The organism is Bradyrhizobium sp. UBA2491 (assembly GCF_002341725.1).
Lineage (GTDB): Bacteria > Pseudomonadota > Alphaproteobacteria > Rhizobiales > Xanthobacteraceae > Bradyrhizobium.
In genome coordinates this window covers 126052-150324 of record NZ_DDOP01000059.1, presented here as the reverse complement: position 1 = coordinate 150324, position 24273 = coordinate 126052, and the positions used below count along the sequence as shown (strand labels likewise).

Annotated in this window: 19 protein-coding genes; 10 read left to right on the top strand and 9 right to left on the bottom strand. The window is 65.4% G+C overall.

Going from position 1 to position 24273, the window contains the following annotated elements; all coding sequences use genetic code 11:
* Nucleotides 1-29: 29 nt before the first annotated feature.
* Both glgA and B2W55_RS19615 read left to right on the top strand, forming a co-directional pair.
* Nucleotides 30-1454 (top strand): glycogen synthase GlgA, encoded by a 1425-nt coding sequence (glgA, locus tag B2W55_RS19620; protein ID WP_024580837.1) that lies wholly within the window; start codon nucleotides 30-32, stop codon nucleotides 1452-1454.
* 188 nt (nucleotides 1455-1642) lie between these two features.
* Nucleotides 1643-2701, top strand: a complete 1059-nt coding sequence (locus tag B2W55_RS19615) for a class I SAM-dependent methyltransferase (protein ID WP_029879042.1) — start codon at nucleotides 1643-1645, stop codon at nucleotides 2699-2701.
* A gap of 73 nt (nucleotides 2702-2774) precedes the next feature.
* On the opposite strand, the gene B2W55_RS19610 is transcribed toward B2W55_RS19615, so the two are convergent.
* The 5 genes from B2W55_RS19610 to B2W55_RS19590 all read right to left on the bottom strand — a co-directional run bounded on the left by B2W55_RS19610 (nucleotide 2775) and on the right by B2W55_RS19590 (nucleotide 10542).
* Nucleotides 2775-4388: a L,D-transpeptidase gene (locus tag B2W55_RS19610; protein ID WP_024580835.1), complete on the bottom strand. Its 1614-nt coding sequence runs from the start codon at nucleotides 4386-4388 to the stop codon at nucleotides 2775-2777.
* A 239-nt stretch (nucleotides 4389-4627) separates the two neighbouring features.
* Nucleotides 4628-5857, bottom strand: a complete 1230-nt coding sequence (locus B2W55_RS19605) for an MFS transporter (RefSeq protein ID WP_414631654.1) — start codon at nucleotides 5855-5857, stop codon at nucleotides 4628-4630.
* Nucleotides 5858-5951: 94 nt separating this feature from the next.
* Nucleotides 5952-6455, bottom strand: a complete 504-nt coding sequence (locus B2W55_RS19600; RefSeq protein WP_029879041.1) for a PRC-barrel domain-containing protein — start codon at nucleotides 6453-6455, stop codon at nucleotides 5952-5954.
* Between the two features lie 37 nt (nucleotides 6456-6492).
* Nucleotides 6493-8694 (bottom strand): amylo-alpha-1,6-glucosidase, encoded by a 2202-nt coding sequence (locus B2W55_RS19595; protein WP_024580832.1) that lies wholly within the window; start codon nucleotides 8692-8694, stop codon nucleotides 6493-6495.
* A gap of 84 nt (nucleotides 8695-8778) precedes the next feature.
* Nucleotides 8779-10542 carry an ABC transporter ATP-binding protein gene (locus B2W55_RS19590; protein WP_024580831.1) on the bottom strand — a complete coding sequence of 588 codons (1764 nt, stop codon included), beginning with the start codon at nucleotides 10540-10542 and terminating at the stop codon, nucleotides 8779-8781.
* Nucleotides 10543-10854: 312 nt separating this feature from the next.
* Here B2W55_RS19590 and B2W55_RS19585 point away from each other — a divergent pair, with 312 nt between their 5' ends.
* The 6 genes from B2W55_RS19585 (at nucleotide 10855) to B2W55_RS19560 (ending at nucleotide 16800) form a co-directional block, all read left to right on the top strand.
* Entirely contained in the window at nucleotides 10855-11922 is a 1068-nt protein-coding gene (locus tag B2W55_RS19585) for a glycosyltransferase family 4 protein (protein WP_024580830.1), read from the top strand.
* Nucleotides 11923-12223: 301 nt separating this feature from the next.
* Nucleotides 12224-13477: an ABC transporter substrate-binding protein gene (locus tag B2W55_RS19580; protein WP_024580829.1), complete on the top strand. Its 1254-nt coding sequence runs from the start codon at nucleotides 12224-12226 to the stop codon at nucleotides 13475-13477.
* A 16-nt stretch (nucleotides 13478-13493) separates the two neighbouring features.
* Nucleotides 13494-14363: a branched-chain amino acid ABC transporter permease gene (locus B2W55_RS19575; protein WP_024580828.1), complete on the top strand. Its 870-nt coding sequence runs from the start codon at nucleotides 13494-13496 to the stop codon at nucleotides 14361-14363.
* Entirely contained in the window at nucleotides 14363-15349 is a 987-nt protein-coding gene (locus B2W55_RS19570; protein ID WP_024580827.1) for a branched-chain amino acid ABC transporter permease, read from the top strand. Before B2W55_RS19575 ends, B2W55_RS19570 begins: the two co-directional genes overlap by 1 nt.
* A 10-nt stretch (nucleotides 15350-15359) precedes the next feature.
* Nucleotides 15360-16103: an ABC transporter ATP-binding protein gene (locus B2W55_RS19565; protein WP_024580826.1), complete on the top strand. Its 744-nt coding sequence runs from the start codon at nucleotides 15360-15362 to the stop codon at nucleotides 16101-16103.
* A complete protein-coding gene (locus B2W55_RS19560) occupies nucleotides 16096-16800 on the top strand; it encodes an ABC transporter ATP-binding protein (RefSeq protein WP_024580825.1) in 705 nt (234 codons plus the stop codon). The genes B2W55_RS19565 and B2W55_RS19560 overlap by 8 nt, the downstream gene beginning before the upstream one ends.
* A gap of 136 nt (nucleotides 16801-16936) precedes the next feature.
* Here B2W55_RS19560 and B2W55_RS19555 read toward each other — a convergent pair whose 3' ends face one another.
* From B2W55_RS19555 to B2W55_RS19545, 3 genes are read right to left on the bottom strand one after another with little or no spacing between them, the layout of a single operon-like run.
* The gene (locus tag B2W55_RS19555) at nucleotides 16937-18880 is read right to left on the bottom strand and encodes an alkyl/aryl-sulfatase (RefSeq protein ID WP_024580824.1); all 1944 of its coding nucleotides are present in this window, start codon (nucleotides 18878-18880) and stop codon (nucleotides 16937-16939) included.
* A 49-nt stretch (nucleotides 18881-18929) separates the two neighbouring features.
* Nucleotides 18930-20750 carry a flavin-containing monooxygenase gene (locus tag B2W55_RS19550; RefSeq protein ID WP_024580823.1) on the bottom strand — a complete coding sequence of 607 codons (1821 nt, stop codon included), beginning with the start codon at nucleotides 20748-20750 and terminating at the stop codon, nucleotides 18930-18932.
* A gap of 47 nt (nucleotides 20751-20797) precedes the next feature.
* The gene (locus B2W55_RS19545; protein WP_024580822.1) at nucleotides 20798-22042 is read right to left on the bottom strand and encodes an acyl-CoA dehydrogenase family protein; all 1245 of its coding nucleotides are present in this window, start codon (nucleotides 22040-22042) and stop codon (nucleotides 20798-20800) included.
* Between the two features lie 84 nt (nucleotides 22043-22126).
* Here B2W55_RS19545 and B2W55_RS19540 point away from each other — a divergent pair, with 84 nt between their 5' ends.
* Both B2W55_RS19540 and B2W55_RS19535 read left to right on the top strand, forming a co-directional pair.
* Complete coding sequence (locus B2W55_RS19540; RefSeq protein WP_043855501.1) at nucleotides 22127-22933, top strand: IclR family transcriptional regulator; 807 nt, start codon at nucleotides 22127-22129, stop codon at nucleotides 22931-22933.
* Between the two features lie 92 nt (nucleotides 22934-23025).
* Entirely contained in the window at nucleotides 23026-24006 is a 981-nt protein-coding gene (locus B2W55_RS19535; protein WP_035635711.1) for a Bug family tripartite tricarboxylate transporter substrate binding protein, read from the top strand.
* Nucleotides 24007-24014: 8 nt separating this feature from the next.
* On the opposite strand, the gene B2W55_RS19530 is transcribed toward B2W55_RS19535, so the two are convergent.
* A partial coding sequence (locus B2W55_RS19530; protein ID WP_291532274.1) for a hypothetical protein occupies nucleotides 24015-24273 on the bottom strand: 259 nt, incomplete at its 5' end.

Below are 24273 nucleotides of genomic sequence, written 5' to 3'. Positions count from 1 at the left end.
CCTGTCATGGGCTGGAACGAGGGCGCTTGTTGAAGGTCTTATTCGTCACGACCGAGATGGACGATTTCGTCCGCGTGGGCGGGCTTGCCGCCGTCTCTGCAGCATTGCCGCGGGCGCTCCGCCCCTGGAGCGACGTCAGGATCATGCTTCCCGGTTACCGGGACGTGGTCGAACAGTTCACACATATTGAAATCGTTGGGCAATGCCCTGCGCACGCAGAGATGCCGGCCTGCACGCTTGGCCGCGCATCGACCAAGGACGGGCTGCCGGTCTACGTGCTGCTGTGTCCGCAGCTCTATGACCGGCCCGGCAATCCCTATGGCGATGAGTCCGGTCGCGACTGGCCCGACAACGACATCCGCTTCGGCCGCTTTGCCTCCGCCGCTGCCGAACTTGCAGCCGGCACGCTGGACAAGAATTGGGCAGCCGACCTCGTGCACGCCAATGACTGGCAGGCGGCGCTCACACCGGCCTACCTCGCCTGGCGTCAACTACGGATTCCGTCGATCCTGACCATCCACAATCTCGCTTATCAGGGCTTGTTTCCGCGGGACTCGCTGCGGCGGATCGGCGCACCGGAAAGCTCATTCCACATTGACGGGCTGGAGTTCTACGACAAGCTCTCCTTCCTCAAGGGCGGCCTCGTCTACGCCTCGCACCTGACCACGGTCAGCGCGACCTATGCGAAGGAGATCACGACCGCTGAGCTCGGCTGCGGGCTGGAGGGCCTGCTCCGTGCCCGCTCCGACGCCGCAGAGCTGACCGGCATCCTGAACGGCATCGACGAGAGCTGGGACCCGCGCCATTGCGCGCAGCTCGCCCAGCCGTTCGGCGCCGGCGACTGGAAGGGCAAGCAGGCCAACGCCGACTATGTCCGCCGGCAATTCGGGCTCGCCGTCTCGCGCGGGCCGATCTTCGGCCTGGTCGCGCGGCTGGTGCATCAGAAGGGCGTCGACCTCGTGCTGTCGGCCGCCGACGAGATCATCCGGGACGGCGGACAGATCGTCGTCACCGGCAGCGGCGAGCCGGCAATCGAAGACGCGCTGGTGGCTGCGCATCGGCGGCGGCCGGACGCGATCGGCGTCATCATCGGCTTCAACGACGCGCAGGCGCGCCGCATCTTCGCCGGCAGCGACTTCACCCTGATGCCGTCGCGCTTCGAGCCTTGCGGCCTCAGCCAGATGTATGCGCAGCGTTTCGGTTCGTTGCCGATCGGCCACCAGACCGGCGGGCTCGCGGAAACCATCGCCGACGGCGAAACCGGCTTCCTGTTCGCGCAACCGTCGGCGGAGTCTTTCCTCGGCGGCGTCCGGCGCGCGTTCGACGCCTATCGCGCCAAGGACCGCCTCAACGCCATGCGCGCCAGCGCGATGGCCAAGTCCTACAGCTGGGACCTGTCGGCCGCCTGTTATAGCGCGCTGTACAAACGGCTGATCATGCCGCGCGCGGCGTAACCAGCGGTTCCTGCGCCTGTGACGTCACATCGACTGGGATCCCAGCGAGCCCGGTAACAATCACTTCATTGCAGCGAACCTTTCAGGCACTCACGCCGCCCCAAGGCTGCGTGCCTGGACGATAGCGTACGCATGAAATTGCGAATGACGGACATTTTGCCAAAACGCGATTGCGATGGAGAAACATCATGGATGTCAACGAAGAGCGTCTCAATTCATTCATGGGAAAGATGGTTGGTGACTTTGGGGCCGCCCTGAACGCCTCGCTGATGCTGGTCGGCGACAAACTGGGCCTCTACAAGACGCTTGCGCAGCGAGGACCGATGAATGCCTCGGCGCTCGCCAAGGCGACCGGAACGGCCGAGCGCTACGTTCAGGAGTGGCTCTCGGCACAGGCCGCCTCCGGCTACGTCGAATATGACAGGAGCTCCGGAGAATTCTCGATGCTGCCCGAGCAGGCACTCGCGCTCGCCGACGAGGACAGCCCGGTGTTCCTCGGCGCCATCGGAAACCTGGTCGGCGCAACCTTTCTCGACGAGCCGAAAATCACCGACGCATTCAAGACCGGCAAGGGAGTCGGCTGGAACAGGCGCAGCGAGTGCCTGTTCTGCGGCACCGCCCGCTTCTTCCGAACGAGTTACAAGCACTATCTGGTCCAGCAATGGCTGCCGGCGCTCGAAGGCGTCGTCGACAAGCTGACGAAAGGCGCCGTCGTCGCTGATATCGGCTGCGGGCACGGCGTCTCGACGCGGCTGATGGCAGAGGCGTTTCCGAAATCAACCTTCTACGGCTTCGACTATCACGACGGCTCGATCCAGGCGGCGCAGATGTCCGCACGGGAGGCGGGACTGTCAGACCGAGTCCACTTCGAAACGCACTCCGCCAAGACATTCCCTGCCAAGGGGTATGATTTGGTGTGCTTCTTTGATTGCCTGCATGACATGGGCGACCCGGTCGGCGCCCTCAAGCATACCCGTTCCACCCTCGCCGACGACGGCACCTGCATGCTGATCGAGCCGTTCGCCAACGATCGGCTGGAGGACAACCTCAATCCGGTCGGGCGCGTCTACTACGCGGCGTCGACGATGATCTGCACACCGGCATCGCTGGACCAGGAGGTCGGTCTTGCACTCGGCGCGCAGGCCGGAGAGGCGCGACTGCGCGACGTGGCACGCCAAGGCGGCTTCTCGCGTTTCCGCCGCGCCGCGGAAACGCCGTTCAACCTGATCCTGGAAGCTCGCCCGTAACGGCGGCACGCAACCGGACGGCGGTGTCGCACCGCCGTCCGATCGTTCAGTTATCCCGGATCAATCCGACGCCCTACCACCAGTCGCGTTGCGACTGATAATAGTACTGGCCACCGCGCCGGCGCGGAGCGGCTTGAGGATTGCCGTAAACCTGCGGCTCGCCGTACTGGGTGGGAGCCTGCGGGTTGCCGTATCGGGTCGGCCCCTGCGGATTCCAGTTGCGCGGCGAGAAAAAGCCGAAGCCGTCATCTTCCCCGCTCGCGACCATGTCGTCGGTTTCTGCCGGCCGCGTCGGCTTGCGCGTGATGAAACCACCCTGCGGCTGGTTGCTCAGGACAGCGACGAACTCGGTGCGATAGTTGGTCTCGGCGCTCAGCGGTTCGTCCGAGATGATGATCGACGAGCGCGGCACCGCGGTCGGCGCAATGCGATCCAGCACATCCTGGGGAATGGTGACGCGGTCGAGCGCGTCCTTGGCGTTGTCTCCGTCGTCGATCGTCACCTCGGTCCAGCGCAGGCCGCTGTCGGTGCGCGCAACCGCCGTATAGATATGCGTACCGATCGGCTGGTCCGGATCACGAATGGTGACGGGAACCTCGATGCTCGAATCGAACACCTCGCCGCCATCCGGCCACGCCTTGTGGGTGTTGCGCCGGACGTAGAGCTTCTGCGTGGCGCGGCTGATGTAGACCGAGACCGGTTCGAGCGCGAGCTTCGCCTCGGTGGCCGCCTTCTGGGTATCGGCCTTCTTGGTCTCGGCGGCCTTGGCGGCGTCCTTCGCGGCGGCCGCGGCATCGAGCTTCGGCTTGGCGTCGCCTTGGGCTGCTTCGAACTGCGTGGTGGCAGCCGCCGCCTTGGCGGCAGCCTTCTGTTTCATATCTTCGGCGCGCGCCTTGGCCTGGTCGGTCTTGGCATTGGCGAGCGTCTTGTCGGCGAGCGCCACCTCGGCGTCGGCCCGGGTCTTGGCCTTTTCCAGCTTACGCAGGGAGGCCGGCGTGAACAATGCGGCTTCCTTGGTCGCGGCCACGGAGGCCTTCTTCGCCTCGTCGGCCGCCTTGGCGGCATCCGCGGCCTCGCGGGTCAGGGTCTCGGCACGCGCCGGAGCAGCGGCGATGGCTTGTGCGTTCGGCACGAACAGCGCCGGATGGGTGAAATCGACCGGAGCCGCGTCGTTCGGCGCAATGATCACGCGCATGCCGATCTGCGTCTTGTCGAACAGCTTCTCGGCAAAGTCGTAGGGCATGCGGACGCAGCCGTGGGAGGCTGCATAGCCTGGCAGCGGGCCGCCATGTAACGCGATGCCGTTCCAGGTGATGCGCTGCATGTTCGGCATCCAGGCATCATCATACATGGTCGAGTGGTGGTCCTTGTCCTTCTCGACCAGCGCAAAGACGCCGGCCGGCGTCTCGCGTCCCTTGACGCCGCTCGACACCGGCGCGCGGTAGATCCAGCCGTCGGCATCGTAGAACGTGACCTTCTGGGACTTGATCGACACGATGGCCATGATCGGCTCGCCGGCCGCGCGCGGCGCGGTCGCCTCGACGGTCGCCGCGGGGCGCTGCTGCTTGGCCGCGGCGCCGCCGGTCAGTGACGCGAATGTGACCATGGCCGCGAAGGTCACAAAGGCGGGATTCCCCCAACGCCGCATCGCTCCGGTGGCCTGCGCCGTCGTCGTTCGATTTATCATGCCATTCCTCAGTCGAAGTGCCTGCCCGCGCTGCGTCGATCTCTATCAGATCCCGATTTTGGATTGATTAACCGCTGTCACGCCGGGTGCTTGGCTGCTGGTTCATCGGCTCGTTCCAGCAGCAAATCACTCATATATGACGGCGCATGCAGGAGGAAGGTTCCGTGCGAACGAAACCGGCCCATAATTGCGGATATCCGGGGCCTGGAAGATAGCGGCCGATGCGGCCTCGTTCGCTGTCATGCCGTCCGCCGCGTCTCCGGCATCACCAGCCAGATCATGAATAGCCCGAGCGCAGCGACCCCGGCCAGGCCCATGAAAGCGGTGCCGCTGCCGAGCCTGTCGCTGACAAAGCCGGCCAGCACCGTGCTGAGCGATGCGCCGATGCCGACCGCGGTGCCGACGATGCCCTGCGCCAGGTTGAAATGGCCGCTGCCGAACGCAACGTCAGCCACGATCAGCGGCACCATCACGCTGAAGATCGCCGCGGTGATGCCGTCGAAAACCTGCACCACGACGAGCAGATAGGGATCGCGCACCGTCGCGAACAACAGACCGCGGATCACCAGCGAGGCGAATGCGATCAGGAGCAGCGGCCGGCGGCCCCAGGCCTGCGCCTTGCGGCCGACCGACGGGGAGCACAGCGCAACGATCGCCTGCGGCACGATAATGCAGGCGGCGATCAGGACCGGCGCCCATTGGCTCGACCGCGTCGTCACCACGCCCGCCATCAACGGCAGCATCGCGGCGTTGGCGAGCTGGAACAGCATCATCGCGCCGGCGAAGATCAGCAGCGAGCGCTGCCGGACCAGGCCGAGCACGCTGGTCGCCTTCTTGTCCGGCACCTCGCGCTTCACCGCGCCATGGGCCTGCGCGATATCGATCTCGCGCTCGCGGATCCGCGCGAGCGCCAGCAGCGTCGGGATCGCCAACAGGAAGGTGACGAGGAACACCGAACGGCTGGAGAGGAAATAGCCGCAGGCGCCCATCAGCGCCGCGGCCGAGCCGCTGCCGAGCGAGGCGAAGCGCGCGTTGCGGCCGAGCCGCTCGCCGATCGCAAGCGGCCCGACCAAACCGAGGCTGATCGCGGCGATCGCCGGTCCCAGCACGCAGCTCGCAAGCGCGTGCAGCGTCGCGGCGAGCGTCACCACGGGAAAGATCGGCCACAGCGCATAGGCCAGCGCGGCCGATCCGATCGCGGCGACCGCGCAGCCCGCGACCACCCGTTCCGAGCGCGCCGCATCGACGATCGCGCCGCCCGGCATCTGACCGATCAGACCGATGATACCGCCGATCGAGAGCACGAAGCCGATCTCGACCTGGGTCCATTTCTGCGTCGTCAGATAGACCGCGATGAACGGGCCGAACCCGGTCTGCACGTCGGCCAGGAAGAAGATGAACCAGTCGAGCCCGCGCTGGCTTTCGCGCGATGGCGCGCGCGGTTGCCCCGGATCGGGCCGATCGGGCACCAGCGGCACGACATTGGTGCCGGCTGACCGCTCACCACGATCGTCGCCAACCGCCTCGAAGGAAGAGTTCGGACGCGCGACCAGCTTCTGCCCCCTAATGCTCGTAATCCCATGGATGGAGATTGCCGGCCGCGCCCAGCACGATCAGCGGTGTATCTTCCTTGTATTCCGGCGCAGCGCTGACCTGCTGCTTGTTGAGGTCGAGCGTGATGCTGTCGCTCTTGCTGGAAACGCCGGCGAAACGCAGTGCGTTCCAGTCGACCACGATCTTGCGGCTGCCGACGCCGAGGAACCCGCCGAAATCGATCACGGCGGCGCGAACCTTGCCGTCGCGATCGACGATGACGTCGACGATGCGGCCCATGTCTTCATTGGCGGAGCTGCGCACATCGCGCCCGAGAATGCCGTGGGCATCGCGCGCGCCGATCACGGTCACCGATGGCGGTGGCGACGGCTCCTTGGCCGCATCCTTCGGCGCCGGCGGCGCCGGGGCCGCCGCTGGCGGAGCTGGCGCCGGGGCGGCGTCGTCGCCGGCGCGGACGTTGGCGCAAGTCAGCAGCGCCACTGCGACCAATAAAATCATCACCCTCGGACGCATGTACCTCTCCCCACGATTTGCCGCTGCGCACGGACGCTCAATGCGTCAGCACGATCGACACCTGGATCTGGCCGCGCGTGCGCAGCACTTCGAGCGACACCTCGTCGCCGTGACGACGCAGCCTCAGGTCGACGCTGGAGGCACCGAGCCTCAGATCACGCAGCACCACCTCATTGAGGAACTCCGGCAGGCACGGATCGCGCAGCCTGATCTCGCCACGCGCGGTATCGAATTCGAGGCCGAGCGCGGCCTCCAGCAAGGTGAACGGTGTCGCGCTCGCCCAGGCCTGCGGCGCGCAGGCCACGGGATACAGCACCGGGCCGCGCCGGCGCTCGCGACGGAAGCCGCAGAACAGTTCGGGCAGCCGCCGCAGCTCCATATAGCTCGCGGCGTCGAACAGCCCCTTGAACAGATGCGCGACCGAATGCTTGAGGCCGTAACGGGCCAATCCGAGCGCGATCAGCGCATTGTCATGCGGCCAGATCGAGCCGTCGTGATACGACATCGGATTGTAGCGCGCCTCGCCCGCGGCGACCGTGCGGATGCCCCATCCCGAGAAGAATCTCTGGCTCATCAGATCGGCAGCGACCCGTCGCGCGCGGTCTTGGCGCACCATGCCCGAAAACAAGGTCTGTCCGGCATTCGACGTGCGCACCTTGCACGGCTGCTTGGCGCCGTCGAGCGCAAGCGCGTAGGTGCCGAGCTCCTCGCACCAGAAGGCCTGCTCGAACCGCTCGCGCAGCCGCTCGGCTTCGGCATCGAGCGTGGCGGCCTTGTCTGCGAGGCCGAGCCGGCGCGCCGCGCGCGCGGCAAGCTGCTTGCCGGCGAATACATAGCCCTGCACCTCCGCCAGCGCGATGTTGCCTTCGGCGAGCCTGCCGTCGGCGTGGAAGATGGCGTCGAAGGAGTCCTTCCAACCCTGGTTCCGGAGGCCCTCCTCGGTCGCGCGCTGATATTCGACGAAGCCGTCGCGATCCGGATCGCCGGGACCGTCGATCCATTGCAAGGCAGCCTCGACCGCAGGCCATAATTCGCGCAACGTCTCGACGTCGCCGGTGCGCTCCAGATAGAGCCCGGCCAGCAGCACGAACAGCGGCGTCGAATCGACGCTGCCGTAGTAATGCGCGAACGGCACCTCGCGCAGCGCGGCCATCTCGCCGCCGCGCATCTCGTGCAGGATCTTGCCCGGCGCGGCGTCGGCCAATGGATCGACGTCCTTGGCCTGGAACAGCGCCAGCCGCTTCAGCACGCCCCTGGCGATCCGCGGATCGACCCACAGCATCTGCAACGCGGTGATCAGGCCGTCGCGGCCGAATGTCGTCGAATACCAGGGAATGCCGGCATAAGGGTAACGGCCCTGCGGCGTCTCGGTCATCAGCATGTTGAGGTCGGCCATCGCCTGGCACAGCACCTCGTTGAAGATGTTGTTCGAGGTCTCGATCGAGGCCGCACCGGCCGAGCAATTGCGCATCTCGCGGCGGTGCGCCAGGAGCCCGCGGAAGAACGGCACCGGCTTCTGCATGATCGGCTTGTTGCAGGACACCGCGACGAACAGCGAGGTGACCCGGCCGGGCTCGAGGTCGAAATGATAGGTCGCGGCGTTGACCGACAGCCGCGTCGGCCGCGGATCGAAATGCAGCGCGGTGATCCGCGTCTGCTCGTCGAGACCGCGATACTCCAGCGCCACATCGGTCGGGCCAAGCAGCTTGCCCGACCCTATGCCGCGCCGCGGCCGCCGCTCGCCGCGCACCTCGAACAAATCGGCGAAATCATTGTCGAACAGCAACGTGAGGTCGAAGCTCGCCACTTGCTCGCCGTGGTTCTGCAAGCCGATGCGCTGATAGGCGGTGCCGCGCCACAGGAAGATCGAGCGCACGATGTGCAGCGTATCCTTCTGCAAGGTCAGGCGGCCGTCGCGATAGACGTCGGAATTGGTGAGATCGACGGTCAGCGCCGAATTGTCGTCGCGCATGTTGGAGCCGAGCAGCAATGGCTGCACGTCCTCCAGCACCATCTCCAGCCGCGCGAGGTAACGCGTGTCGGCATTGAACAGGCCGTCCGGCCCGCCGGCCGAGGCGCCGATATCGCCATGGCTGTCGAGCACGATGAAGGTGTCGTCATGCTTGAGCGAGCGCCGCGGCCGCGCCGCGGGCCCGGTCATCGGGATATAGAACGGCGATTCGGCGACGTGCTCAGTGATGCGAGCGGTGATGATCTGCGTAACGACGTCAGCTGCCATCTGAACCTCTGGCGACTTTCTTCAGCTCGAGTCCGGGCTCCACGAACGCACGGGAACGCAAGCACATGCTTGATGACGCGGGGATCAGGCCGCGCTGGTGGAGAGGCGGCCCATTTCGCGCGCCACGAGGTCGCGGTAGGGACCCCTTCCCTTCACCAGGATATCGGGCGGACCGTCCTCGACGATCCGGCCGCCCTGCAACACGACCACGCGATCGAAGCTGCGCAGCGTCGCGAGACGGTGCGCGATCGCCACCACCGTACGCCCGCGCATCAGCCGCGACAACGCCTCGCGGATCGCCTCCTCGGATTCCGCATCGAGCGCCGCGGTGGCTTCGTCGAGCAGCAGGATCGGCGCATCCTTCAAGAAAGCGCGCGCGATCGCGATGCGCTGGCGCTGTCCACCCGAGACCTTGACGCCGCGATCGCCGACGATGGTGTTCATGCCCTCAGGCAGGCTCTCGATGAAGTCGCAACGCGCCGCGATCGCGGCTCGCAGCACCTCGTCGTCGGTGGCGTCCGGCCGGCCGTAGCGGATGTTCTCCAGGATCGAACGATGGAACAGCGAGATGTCCTGCGGCACCACCGAGATCGCCGCGCGCAGGCTCTGCTGGGTGACGCGGGAGATGTCCTGACCGTCGACCGTGATGTTGCCCTGCTCGACATCGTAGAAGCGCTGCAAAAGGGTAAACAATGTTGACTTGCCGCCGCCGGACTGGCCGACCAGTCCGACCCGCTGGCCGGGCTGGATGCGCAGACCGAAGCGCTCGAACACCTGCAAGCCGCCAGGATAGCGGAACGAGACGTTGTTGAAGGCGATCGCCGCGCCGCTCTTGACCAGCGCTTCGGCTTCCGGATGGTCCTTCAGCTCGTGCGGCTGCAACAAGGTCGCCAGCGCCTCGGTGAGGCGGGCAACGTGCTGGGTGACGTCGACCAAAGCAACGGCGAGATCGCGGGTCGCGCTGAGGATCGAGATGCCGAGCGTGCAAACCAGCACGACGTCACCGGTGGTGGCCTGGCCCTGTTGCCAGAGCGAGAGCGCCCAGGCCAGCATCGCGATCGTGAGAATCACCGTCACGGCAGCGTGAACGAGCCGGAGCTTTTCGAGATAGCGCAGCGATCGGCCGCGCGCGACGAGTTCCCGGTTCACGGTCGCATCGAAGCGGTCGTGCTCGTAGCCGAGGCCGCAGAACGCGCGCACCAGCGGCAGGTTGTTGATCACGTCGACCATCTCGCCGTCGACGGCGGCAGCCGTATTGGCGAAGGCGTCGTGCAGCGGCCGGCCGGCGGCGGCCATGCGGAACATCGCCACCACCATGGTTCCCGCGATCAGGATCAGCACGGCTGACATTGTCAGGCTAACAGTTCCAACCAAGGCGATCGCCGCGAAGGTCGCGATGCAAGGCGGCAACACGTTCCATACGAACATGTTCTCGACGGTGAACACCGCATTCGACGTCGCGGTGATCCGGCTGGTCAACATGCCCGGCAGCCGGTCGGTGAAATAGCTCGGCGCGTGACCGGTGAGATGGCGGAACATGTCACGGCGGAGATCCCCGGTGACGCTGACGAAGGTGTAGCTCGCGGTCCAGCTCGCGATCCGCCACAGGAAGTTGTCAGCCGCGATCAGCGACATGAGCAGAGCGAATGCCAGCCATACGCCATTTGCGGATGATGGCCCCGCCGACAAAGCATCAACCAGATTCTTCACGCCGTACTGCGTGCCTACCGAGCAGGCAACGGCCGCAACGACGGCGGACAAGATCACGACATGCGAGGGGAGCCGCCGGCGCAGATAGCGCAGCACGAATGGAAATGGGCGATGCGCATAACCTGACAGATGATCCATGACGTCCTGCAAACCTGTTGAGGGTGAACGAGAAATTTTTAGTCGAAATTCTCGCGCACGATGACGTGAACGGCGACGGCGGGATTCCTTGGTGCAGCCATCACTGCGCAACATTTTTGCAACGCTGGCGTCGGCAAAAACCTGTTGGAGCGAGATGGCATCAGCAAGACCACAGTGTGATGGAAGAAAGAAGCGGCAGAACTCCCACACCTAAGGAACCTCGCACGTGCGAGAACGTTCCCGTCTTCGGCATGTCGGTGCCATCTCAAGAGGGCTGAGGGTACATCCACATTACAAACAGGAGACGGAGAAATGCGCATCGCGCAGGTTGCCCCGCTGACAGAGGCTGTTCCCCCGAAGCTGTACGGCGGCACCGAACGGGTCGTGCACTGGCTGACCGAAGAACTTGTAACACTTGGACATGACGTGACGTTGTTCGCCAGTGGCGATTCACAGACCTCCGCGAAGCTCGATGCGACCTGGCCGAAGGCACTGCGCCTCGACGGCTCCGTCCGCGATCCCAACGCGCTGCACATGGTGATGCTGGAACGCGTGCGGCAGAAGGCCGACGACGACGAGTTCGACTTCCTGCACTGCCATCTCGATTACTATCCGTGGTCGTTGTTCGCGCGGCAGCCGACGCCGTTCGTCACCACATTGCACGGACGGCTCGACCTGCCGGAGCACCAACCCGTCTTCAACACCTTCTCCAAGATCCCGGTGATCTCGATCTCCAACGCGCAACGGCGGCCGGTGCCGCAGGCGCAATGGGTGCGGACCATCCATCATGGCCTGCCGGAGAATTTGCTGACGCCGCAACCGGCCAGGCAATCCTATCTCGCCGTGCTCGGGCGCATCGCGCCGGAGAAAGGCGTCGATCGCGCGATCAAGATCGCGACCCGCTGCGGCATTCCGCTGAAGATCGCCGCCAAGGTCGACCGGGCCGATCAGGAATATTACGACGAGTTGATCAAGCCGCTGATCACGAACAATCCGCTGGTCGAGTTCATCGGCGAGATCAGCGACCGTGAGAAGCCGGATTTTCTCAGCGGCGCGATCGGGCTTTTGGTTCCGATCGACTGGCCGGAGCCGTTCGGGCTCGTGATGATCGAGGCCATGGCCTGCGGCACGCCGGTTATTGCGTATAACCGCGGCTCGGTGCCGGAGATCATCGAGGACGGCCTGACCGGCTTCATCGTCGAGGACGAGCTCAGCGCGGTCTCCTCGGTCGGCCGCCTGTCGACGCTCAACCGCGACGCCATCCGCAAGCAGTTCGAGACCCGCTTCACCGCGCGGCGGATGGCACTCGACTATCTCGCCGCCTACCGCAGCCTGATGGAAGCCAAGCCGCGCTTCAAGCTGGTGGCGAGCGCCGAGTAGCCGTTCAGCGGCCGATCGAATGATCCGGCGGGCCGGCCGGCACTGCCAGTGCCGGTCCGTTGGCTCATTCGATTGTCAATAATATTGTGCTCCCCTTACGGCAACTCTCACGCAGTGAACCGCTCCCGTGGGCGCGCTGCGCGATTGCTGCGACGCAACTATCGTTGCAGCGTTTCCTCAAGGCATAACCGATATCGCCTTTGCGATTGCCGGATTACGTGCTCTTATGCACCCCGCTTGAGCAAAAAATAATAAGCGAGCGGACGGAGCAACCGGGCCGTGGTCGCACAGGGGGAACGCCATGACAGGGGACCGCAAGCCGCCGGCCATTAATAATACTGCGCCGACCAAGGCCTCACGGACCAAGCTGAACCGCCGCAAATTCCTCGCCAGGACCGGTGGCGCGCTCGCGGCCGGCGCATTCGGCGCGGTGCCGCTACGAGGCTGGGCCGCCGACCCGATCAACATCGGCGCGCTCTATCCGACCACCGGAAGCATGGCGCAGATCGGCACCGGCTGCGTCGCCGCGGCGAAGCTCGCGGTCGACATGGTCAACGAGGCCGGCGGCATCAAATCGCTCGGCGGCGCCAAGCTCAACCTCATCATCTCCGACTTGCAGAGCGACACCACGGTGACCCGCACCGAGACCGACCGCCTGATATCAGGCAACAAGCTGTCGGCGATCCACGGCTGCTACGCCAGCGCACTGACCTTGATCGCGAGCGAGGTGTGCGAGCGCGCCCGGGTTCCGATCATCACCGGCTCGAGCTCCGACCAGCTCAACAAGGGACGCAGCTACACCTTCACGCCGTTCGCGCGCGCCTCGCAATTCGCCAAGGCGCAGTTGCAGATGGCCAAGCTGGTCAGCGAGCAGGCCAAGGTCGCCGTCATCTTCGAGAACACCGCGTTCGGCACCTCGACCTCGAACGGGCTCAAGGAGCTGGCGCCGGGTGAGGGTGTGGAGATCGTGATGTTCGAGCCTTATTCGGCCGGCTTCACCGACGCCAGCCCGCTGATCAACAAGGTCAAGGCCTCCGGCGCCAATACGCTGTTCTCGCTGTCCTATCTCAACGACCTCATCCTGATCGTGCGTACGGTGAAGCAGGTCGGGCTCAACATCGCGATCAATGGCGGCTCGGGCGGCTTCGTGATGCCGGATTTCTACAAGAATGTCGGCAAAGCCGCCGAGGGCCTGCAGGGCGTCGCGCACTGGAACCACGACGTCAGCGACGATGCGCAGAAGGTCAATGTCGAGTTCAAGAAGCGCACCGGCGAATTCGCCTTCGAATATGCCGGTGGCCTGGTGGCGCAGACCTTCATGCTGGCGGACGCGCTGGAGCGTGCCGCCTCCGCCGATCCGAAGAAGGTGCGCGAGGCGCTCTCGACGCTCGACGTCTCCTCGGGTTATGCGGCGATGGCGCCGGGCGGCAAGGTGAAATTCGGGCCCGACGGCAAGAACGTCTATGGCCGTCCGGTCGGTGTGCAATGGCAGAACGCCGATCTCGTCAGCGTCTTCCCCAAGGAAGACGCCCGCGCCCCGCTGATGAAGACCTGAACCGCGGTCGGATCAGATGTGGGAGACACTGGCCCAGGCCGTCATCAACGGCCTGCTCATCGGCGGTATCTACGCGCTCGTCAGCATCGGCGTCACGCTGATCTTCGGCGTGGTCAAGATCGTCAATTTCGCCCAGGGCGAGTTCGTGATGATCGGGATGTATATCTCGTTCTTCCTCGCCACCCAGTTCGGCATCGATCCGCTGGTCTCGCTGGTGGTCTCGATGCCGGTGCTGTTTTTGGCCGGTGTGCTGATCCAGCACTTCCTGATCCGCCGGGTGCTCGGGCCGAACGACATGCCGCAGATCTTCCTGACCTTTGCGCTGTCGCTGTTGCTGTTGAACCTCTCGCTGATGCTGTTCAGCGCCAATTACCGCACCGTCCACACCTCCTATTCGGATGAGGCGTGGCACATCGGCGGCCTGTACATTCCGGTGGCCAAGCTGATCGCCTTCGCGGTCGCGATGGCGCTGAGCGGCCTGCTCTGGGTGTTCCTGCACACCACCGACCTCGGCCGCGCCATGCGCGCGGCATCGCAGAACCGCGATGTCGCGATGCTGATGGGGATCAATCCGAACCGCGTGTTTGCGGTTGCGTTCGGCACTGCGCTGGCGCTCGCAGGCGCCGCCGGCTCGCTGCTGATGCCGTTCTATTCGGCCTATCCGTTCGTCGGCCAGGTGTTCGTGCTGATGGCGTTCGTTGCCGTCGTGATGGGGACGCTCGGCAATGTGATGGGCGCGCTGATCGCAAGCCTGATGATGGGCATCGCGGAATCGCTCGGCATCCAGTTCGTCGGCGCCGATTCCGGGCTGATCGTGGTATTCGCGCTGCTGCTGCTGACGCTGGCCTTCAGGCCGAGCGGCCTTGGCGCCAGGAGGAGCCGCTGATGCAGACGTCAGGCACGTTGAAATGGCTCGGGCTTGCGATCGGCGCGGTCGTCATGCTCGCGCTGCCGCAAATCGTCTCCTCGTCGTTTGCGATCGACATTTTCATCCGCATCCTGCTGTTCTCGTTCATCGGCGTCGCCTGGAACCTGATGGGCGGCTATGCCAAGCAGCTCTCGCTGGGGCACGCCGCCTATTTCGGCCTCGGCGCCTACACCTCGACCATCATGCAGGTGAATTACGGCATCTCGCCCTGGATCGGGATGATCGCGGGCGGCGTGGTAGCGATGCTCGCGAGCCTGCCGATCGGCTGGCTGTGCTTCCGCCTGCGCGGCCCCTATTTCACCATCGCGACCATCGCAACCGCCCAGGTGCTGATGCTGATCTTCCTCAAGTTCCGCGACTTCGCCTGGGGCGCCGAAGGCACCACAATCCCGAACCTCGGCAGCGCGCCGCTGATGATGCAGTTCGAGGAGAAGTCCTCGTATTACTACGTCGTGCTCGGGCTGCTCGTCGTCGGCCTCTGGATCACCCACAGGATCGAGACATCCTGGATGGGCTACTATCTCGTCGCGATCGGGGAGGATGAGGACGCCGCCGAGGCGGTCGGCGTCAACGCGCCGAAGATCAAGCGCGACATCTACATGATCAGCGCGTTCCTGACCGCGCTCGCCGGCACTTTCTACACGCAGTACATCTACTTCATCGATCCGGCGACCGCGTTCAGCTTCAACGTCTCGATCGAAGCGGCGCTGGTATCGATCGTCGGCGGCATCGGCACATTGTGGGGACCGGTGATCGGCACCGTGCTGCTGGAAACCACCTCGGCGCTGCTGCAAAGCTGGCTCGGCAGCTCGGTGGGCGGCATCCAGCTCACGGTCTACAGCCTGATCCTGATGGCGGTGATCCTGTGGCGGCCGACCGGACTGATCGGGTTCGCGACCGACCTCTATCACCGTTTCCGCCGGCGCCAGCCGGCGCGTGCCTGAGGTCGGTGCGATGGCGGAAGCATTGGTGATCAAGGGTCTCAGCAAGCGCTTTGGTGGCCTGCGCGCCGTGCAGGACGTCAGCTTCACCGTGCAGGAGAACGAGACCGTCGCGCTGATCGGGCCGAACGGCGCCGGCAAGACCACGAGCTTTCATCTGATCACGGGATTTCACCGGCCGGACTCCGGCTCGGTGCTCGCCTTCGGCCACGAAGTCGTTGGCCTCAAGCCACACGACGTCTGCGCGCTCGGCATGGCCCGCACCTTCCAGGTGGCGAAGCCGTTCGGCGCAATGACGGTGCTGGCCAATGTGATGACCGGCGCTTTCCTGCGCGACCGCCACATCGCCGCCGCCCGCACCAAGGCGCTCGAAGCGATCGAATTCGTCGGCCTCGGCGCCAAGGAGCAGACCCCGGCCAAGGACCTCACCACGATCGACCAGCGCCGGCTCGAGATGGCCCGCGCGCTGGCGACGCAGCCGAAGATCCTGCTGCTCGACGAGGTGATGGCCGGGCTCAATCCGGCCGAGATCGACCAGGCAGTGGCGCTGGTCAGGAAGCTCTCCGCGAGCGGCCTGACCATCGTGATCGTCGAACACGTCATGCGCGCGATCATGGCGGTGGCGCGCCACATCGTGGTGCTCGACCATGGCCAGAAGATCGCCGAGGGCGCACCGAAGGAAATCGTGGAGAATCCGGAAGTGATCCGCGCCTATCTCGGCTCCTATGTGCATCCTCCGGGAGACGCCCATGCTTGAGCTCTCAGGCGTCAGCGCCAGCTACGGCTCGGTCCCCGCGATCACCGATGTCAACATCTCGATTCGCGCCGGCGAAGCCGTCGGCCTTCTGGGAGCCAACGGCGCCGGCAAGAGCACGACGCTGCGCGCGGTCTCCGGCCTCGTCAAACTGTTCGCCGGCAAGGTCACGTTCGACGGCGTCGATCTCGCCACGCTGCCGCCCTACCGGATCCCCGAGCTCGGCATCGCGCATGTTCCGGAAGGCCGGCAGGTGTTTCCGGAAATGACGGTGCAGGAAAATCTCGAGATCGGCGCCTATGTGCCGAAAGCCAAGGCGGATCGCGCGCGCACGATGGAGCTGGTCTACAGCATCTTCCCGCGGCTCGCCGACCGCAGGAAACAACTGGCCGGCACCATGAGCGGCGGCGAGCAGCAGATGGTCGCGGTCGGCCGCGGGTTGATGCTGAAGCCGCGCCTGTTGATGCTGGACGAGCCCTCGCTCGGCCTTGCACCCGTGATGACCGACGTGACCTTCGAGAAGATCGGCGAGATCCACAAGATGGGCACCGCGATCCTGCTGGTCGAGCAGAATGTCAGCCGCGCGCTGTCGCTGGTGCAGCGCGCCTATGTGCTGGAAAGCGGCAACGTGATCATGCAGGGCACGAGCGCCGAACTCGCCAACAACAAGCAGGTGCAGGCGGCATATCTCGGGATTTGAGAGCACACTCGTCAACCGTCATCCTGAGGAGCGCGAAGCGCATCTCGAAGGATGCACGGCCCGGCCGGTGGCCGTCGACCCTTCGAGACGCGCGAGAGAGCGCGCTCCTCAGGGTGACGGTCAACGTTCGGCAGCTCTACCTCACCACCGTCCGCTTCGGCTCGACGATCTCGAACATCCGCGGAAACTCGTCCATCAGCATCATCAGCTCGCCGAGCCGCAGCGGCTCACCGGAGACCTTGACCTTGCCGGCGCCGACCGCTTCCGGGAACGTGGTCAGCTTGGCGATGACCACGTCGAGCACGCTGCGCGCCAGCGTGAAGCTGGCGTGCGCATCGGCCGCCTGCGCGCCCTTGACATAGGTCAGCGCGGAATTCTCGAGATTGAGCACGAAGCTCTCGCCGGTGTCGGTGAAGCTCCAGTTCAACACGATGCGCTTGCCTTCGGCCTTGGGGCCGTTGAGGCGGATGCCGAGCACGTCCCAAAGCTGCTCGGTCCGCAGTGCAGCCAGCGTCTCGCGCGGCATCGGCGAGCGCGGCGGCGTCTTCGGCATGCCCTGCCGCAGCTCCTGGGCACCGAACAGATAGGCGTTGCGCCAGGTCGAGCTCTCGGCCGCATAGCCGAGCTGCTCGAACGTATCGGCCAGCAGGGCGCGCGCCGCCGTGTTGTCGGGCTCGGCGAACACCAGATGGCTGACGGCCTGCGCGACGAAGCGGAATTCGCCCTTGGCGAAATCAGCCGTGGCGCGCTTCAGGATCGCATCGGCGCCGCCCATATACTCGACATATTTCTTGCCGGCCTCGACCGGCGGCAAGGGATCGAGATTGACCGGATTGGCGTCGTACCAGCCGAGATACTTCTGGTAGATCGCCTTCACATTGTGCCTGATATGGCCATAATAGCCGCGGCCGTGCCAGGCGCCCTCTAAGCTCGCAGGCAGCCGGATCGTCTCGGCGATCTCGGCGGCATTGAGCCCATGGTTCATCAGCCGGATGGTCTGGTCATGCGCGAACTTATAGAGGTCGCGCTGCTCGCGGATCATGGTGTCGATCCGCTCGCGCCCCCACACCGGCCAATGGTGCTGGCCGCACATCGCCTCGGCCTTGCCGCCCCACATCTGCAAGGCTTCGCCGAGATACTTCGACCACGCCAGCGCGTCGCGCACGTCGGCGCCGCGGAACGGCAGCAGATTGTGGAAATTGTGCGTGCAGTTCTCCGCGAGGTTCAACAGTTTGTAGCGCGGGATGAAGAAGTGCATCTCCGCCGGCGCCTCGCTGTTCGGCGCCATCTGGAATTCGAACTCGACGCCGTCGATCACCCGCTTGTCGCCAGTCGCGATGATCAGGTCGGTCGGCCGCAGCAGCGCCACGCCGCCCGCCGCCATGGTCTTGCCGAGGCCGCAATCGACCTGGCCACGCACGCCCTTGGCGAGGAACGGCCCGAACTGGTATTGCGCCCGGCGCAGCATCGCCGGCCCGGCGATGATGTTCTCGGAGACCGCGTGCTCCATGAAGAAGTTCGGCGCGATGATCGGCACGCCCGCCGCCAGCATGGCGTCGTCGAGCACGCCGCGCGCGCCGCCCCAATGGTCGGTGTGGGTATGGGTGAAGATGACGGCGGCGACCGGCCGCTTGCCGCGATGCTGGAAGTACAATTCCATCGCGGCGCGCGCACCCTCGATCGAGGTCAGGGTGTCGACCACGATGACGCCCTTGTCGCCCTCGATCAGCGTCATGTTGGCGATGTCGAGCCCGCGCACCTGGTAGACACCCGGCACCACCTCGAACAGGCCGTGGTGCATGTTGAGCCGCGACTGCCGCCACAGGCTCGGATCGACGGTCGCGGGCGCCTTCTCCTCGGACAGGAAGCCGTAAGGCTCGAGGCTCCAGACCACCCGTCCCTGCGCCGAGGTGACGCGCGCGTTCTCGATGGTGCCGAGGAAGCCGCGCGCGGCATCATCGAAATCCCTGGTGTCGGCGAATGGCAGCGCCTTCAGGGTCGCTTCGTGCTGCGCGATGACCGGCGCGGACGCCGCCTTCGGAGCCTCGTGCGATGGTTCACCTGCACTTGTCTGGGTCATACTCGAGCACTCCCTCGTTTGGCGGAAATCCGTCCCGTCCGCGCGTCACTCAGCGGAATTGCAGGCCTTCGAACCGGCCGCTGCTGCGCCACTCATCGATGTATTTGAAATAGGCCAGTGCACCCGCCGGATATCCGACATTGAGCTTGGCCGCGGGCCCGGGCTCGCGTCCCTCATTGTTGTAATAGCCGGGCGTACAATCGGGGCCGCCGATCATGCGGCCGACCGCAGTCAGCAGCAGTTCGATCCAGCGGTCCTCGGCGTCCTTGCTGACTTCGATCTCCTTGAAACCATTGTCCCGCGCATGACCGACCATCAAGGCGATGGTGCGCGCCGCCTCGGTCAGGTTGTGCGGCACGTTGGAGATCAGATTGGCGCCCTGCGTCGGCTGCACGAAGAACAGGTTCGGAAAGCCATGGACGTGGATGCCGTGCTTGGTGCGCATGCCCTCGCCCCAATAGTCCGACAGCTTGATGCCGTCGCGGCCCGCCACGTCGAACCCCGCCCGCCGCTTGTACTCGGTGCCGACCTCGAAGCCCGACGCGTAGATAATGCAGTCGAGTGGATATTCCTTGCCGGCGACGACAATCCCGTTCTCGGTAATCTCCTCGACGCCCTTGCCGTCGGTATCGACCAGATGGGTGCCCGGGGTGTTGAACGCTTGCAGATAGGCGTCGTGGAAACACGGCCGCTTGCAGAGCTGACCGTACCAGGCCTTGAGGTTCTTCGCGGTGTCGGGATCGCCGACGATGGTGTCGATCCGGTTGCGGATTTCCTCCATCTTCTCGAAGTCCGAGTCCTCGAACGCCGCCCGCATGTTCTCCACGGTGCGCTGCTCGCGCGGCAGCAGCATGATCTTGGCGCGGATCCGCTTCGACAGGTCGGTCCAGCCATCCTGCACCAGGTCCTCCTCGGCCGATCCGCCGGCCTGATTGGCGGTGAAGTTCTCCAGCCAGCGCTGTTGCCAGCCCGGGGTCGCGATATCGGCAAACCAGGTGGGATCGATCGGGCCGTTGCCGCGCACGTCGACCGACGACGGCGTCCGCTGGAACACGTAGAGCTCCTTGCAGGCCCGCGCGAGGTGGGGAATGCACTGCACCGAGGTCGCGCCGGTGCCGATGATGCCGACGCGCTTGCCAGCAAGCTTGTCCATCAACGCGCCGCGGGGATCGCCGCCGGTGTAGTCGTAGTCCCAGCGGCTGGTGTGGAACGAGTGGCCCTTGAAGCGCTCGATGCCGGCAATGCCGGGCAGCTTCGGCACATGCAGCGGGCCGGTGCCGATGCCGACATATTGCGCGGTGAAGGCATCGCCCCGGGTGGTGCGGATGATCCAGCGCGATTGCGCCGCGTCCCAATCGAGACCGGTCACCTCGGTGTGGAACAGCGCGTTGTCATAGAGATTGAACTGCCGCCCGATCCGCTGGCAATGCGCCAGGATCTCCGGTGCATGCGCGTATTTCTCCGACGGCATGTGGCCGGTCTCTTCCAAGAGCGGCATGTAGACCATCGAGGCGGTGTCGCATTGCGCGCCGGGATATCTGTTCCAGTACCAGGTGCCGCCGAAATCGCCGCCCTTCTCGACGATGCGGACATCCTTGACGCCGGCCTCGGTCAGCCGCGCCGCGGTGGCGAGCCCGGCAAAGCCGCCGCCGATGAAGGCGAAGGTGACGTGATCGGTCTTCGGCGCGCGTTCCACCACCGGCGTGTAGGGATCCTCGAGATAATGCGCGAGCTGGCCCTTGATCTGGAGGTACTGGTCATTGCCGTCGGCACGCAGCCGCTTGTTGCGCTCCTCGCGGTATTTCGAGCGCAGCCGCTCCTTGTCGATCGCAGCGGGCTTTGCATCTCGGGCTTGCTCGGTCATCGTCATCGGAAGGCGCCTCGTTCAGGGAATGTCGCTGGGCACTGTAGCGCCGCTCAGGCGGGATGTGCAGCAAGATAGGGCGAATTGGCGATCGACCAGTCCGGCGTCGGCTCCATCCGGAAGATCTGCCGCAGATGCACTTCGTCGGGCCCATCGCCGATCCGGAGCAGCCGTCCCCAGGCCAGCGCCTGATGAATCGGGGTGTCGTCGGAGCCGCCCATCGCGCCGAACACCTGGATCGCGCGGTCGGCGATCTTCTGCAGCATCGCCGGCACCGCGACCTTGATCAGCGAGACGTCGCGCCAGGCGCCGTGATGGCCGGCCTGATCCAGCCGCCAGGCGCAGCGATAGGCGAGCAGCCGCGCCTGCTCCAGCTCGACGCGGGATTCCGCGATCCAGCGCTGCACGGTATCGTACTGGATCACGGTGCGGCCGAATGCGCTGCGTTCGGCGGCGCGCGCCATCATCAGCTCGATCAGGAGTTCACAAAGCCCGATCGAACGCATGCAGTGGTGAATGCGCGCCGGCCCGAGCCGGACCTGCGCGACCTTGAAGCCCTCACCCTCGGCACCGAGCAGGTTTTCGGCGGGCACCCGGACATCGTCGAACACCAGCTCGCCGATCGGCGCGACATGATCCTCGCAGCCCATCCAGCGCAGCCGCCGCACCAGACGCACGCCGGGCGCATCCATCGGCACGATGATGCAGGAATGCCGGCTGGTGCGCTCGGCGCCGGCATCCGTCACCCCCATCACGATCAGGAAACTGCAGTCCGGATGCGCGGCTCCGGTGATGAACCATTTGCGGCCGTTGATCACGTAGTGATCGCCGTCGCGCACCATCCGGGTCGCGATGTTGGTGGCATCGGACGAGGCCACGTCGGGCTCGGTCATGCCGAAGGCCGAGCGTGTCTCGGCGTTGAGCAGCGGCGCCAGCCAGCGCGCCTTCTGCTCCGGCGTCGCGCAATTCTGCAACGCGATCATGTTCGGGACATCGGGCGCCTGGCAGTTGAACACCTCCGGCGCCCAGAACAGCCGTCCCATGATCTCCGCCAGCGGCGCGTAGTCGAGATTGGACAGCCGCGTGCCCGGTTCGTCAGCGGCAAGTTCGGGCAGGCCGAGATTCCACAGGCCTGCGGCGCGCGCCTTCCGTTGCAGCTCGGCCATGAAGGGCGGCGTGTCGTTGTGGGTACGGACGTGGTCGAGCCAGGCGCGATGCCGCGGCAGCACCTCCTGCTCGAAGAAGGCCATCAGATCGCCCCGCCAACGCTCCGATCGCTCGGACAGACCGAATTCCATGCCGCCTCCCATCTTTGGACGGGACATAAGCCGATATCGAAACGATTTGCAAATTCATTCCGATATCTTGACAGATAAGCAAAAATGCGACCATTATTTCGTATGGCGGCATTGTCCTCGCTCGAACCTCAGACCGATCCATCCTTTGCGACCACCCTGGCGCACGGGCTCGACCTGTTGGCCGCGTTCCGCAACCACGCAGGTCCGCTGTCGAATGCGGAGCTTGCCGAGCACACCGGCCTGTCGCGGCCGACCGTGTCGCGCCTGACCTACACGCTGGAGCAGCTCGGCTATCTCAGGCGCGACGCCAAGGGCCGCTTCGTGCTCGGTCTCGGCGTGCTCGCCGCCGCCTATCCGGTGCTGTCGCAGCTCAAGGTCCGTCAGCTCGCGCGTCCGCTGATGCGCGACTTCGCGGCCTACGCCGGCGGCACGGTGTCGATCGCGATGCCATTCGGGCTCGACTTCATCTATGTCGAGACGCTGCGCACCACGGATGCGGTGCCGCACGTGCCTGACGTCGGCTTTGTCTCCTCGCTGGCGCCGACCGCGGTCGGGCGCGCGCTGCTGTCGCTGTTCACCAAGGACGAGCGCGACGCCTATGTCGCTCGCGTCAAGGCCGAACGTCCCGAAGAGCTCGACTATGTCGAGCGGCGCACGCTGCCCGACATCGAGCTCTGCAACGAGCGCGGCTTCGCCGTCTCGCTCGGCGAATGGCGGCGCGAGATCTTCGGCGTCGCCGCGCCGCTCTACCGCACGCCGACCGGCGAATGCCTCTCGGTGAATTGCGGCATTCCCTCGTTCCGCTTCAGCGCCGAGCAGATCGAGCGCGAATGCGGGCCGCGCATCCTCGGGCTCGCCCGCAGCATCCGCTCGCTGGTGGCCAACAGCTAGGGCATGATCCGGAGGCGCGTGAGGCGCCTTCCCAGAGATCATGCATCAATATCCGCATCGCACGAACGATGCGGCACATGGGGGAGGACGACATGCGTGGCATCACGACCGCGATGGCTTTGCTCGCGGCCATCGTCACGGCGCTCTGCGGCAGCACTGGCGCTCGGGCGCAGGACAATTATCCGAGCCGGCCGATCCACATCATCGTGCCCTACCCTGCCGGCGGCATCGTCGACATCGTTGCGCGCGCGGTGACCGAGCAGGTCGGCCGCGACTGGAAGCAGACCGTCGTGGTGGAGGCGCGTCCCGGCGGCAACAGCAATATCGGCACCGCGGCGGTCGCGCGCAGCGAACCGGACGGCTACACCTGGCTCGTCACCGGCCCGGCTTTGCTGGTCAACCCCGATCTCTACAAGGATGCCGGCTGGAACGCGGCCAAGGATTTCAAATGCGTCGGCCTTGCGGTCTGGAATCAAAGCGTCGCGCTGGTGCATCCGTCGATGCCGGTAAAGACCATCGGCGAATTCGTCGAGCTGGCCCGCAAGCGGCCCGGAGAGTTCAACTTCGGCAATCCCGGCACCGGATCGTCGATCGACCTCAGCGCGCAGAAGCTGTTTCAGGTCGCCGGGATCAAGCTGACCAATGTCGGCTACAAGGGCCAGCCGCAGGCGCTGATCGACCTGATGACCAACCTGATGCATTTCGAGATCGTCTCGCTCGAGCTCGCTCTGCCGCACATCAAGGCCGGCAGCGTCAAGCCGCTCGCGGTGTTCACCGACAAGCGCGTCCCCGACCTGCCCGACGTCCCGACGATCGCGGAGGCCGGCTTTGCCGAGGCGGCCTACGTGCCCTGGTACGGAATCTACGTGCCGGCCGCGACGCCGGCCCCGCTGCTCGCCAGGATCAATGCGGCGATCAACAAGGCGTTGCAGAACCCCGACGTACAGCGCCAGCTCTCGCTCGCCAACATTCCCGGCAAGCCGATGTCGCTCGACGAACTCGCCGAGCTGATGAAGGTCGATCGGCAAAAGCTGACGACCGTGATCAAGACCTCTGGAATGGCGCTGCAGTAGATTCCAATTCAGCCGTCGAACAGCTTGTTCAGTGTCGTCGCCCGGCTCGGCCGGGCGATCCAGTATTCCAGAGACGTTTGCGCTTGAACCGAGAGGCCGCGGCGTACTGGATCGCCCGCCTCTGCTGAAGCGACCCCACAGCTCCCCTCAGGCGTCGTCCCGGCGAAGGCCGGGACCCATAACCACCGATGCTGCTTGTCGTGCAACGCCGGTACAACAAGTCCCGCTCGCGACGCCCGCCGCGGCGTATGGGTCCCGGCCTTCGCC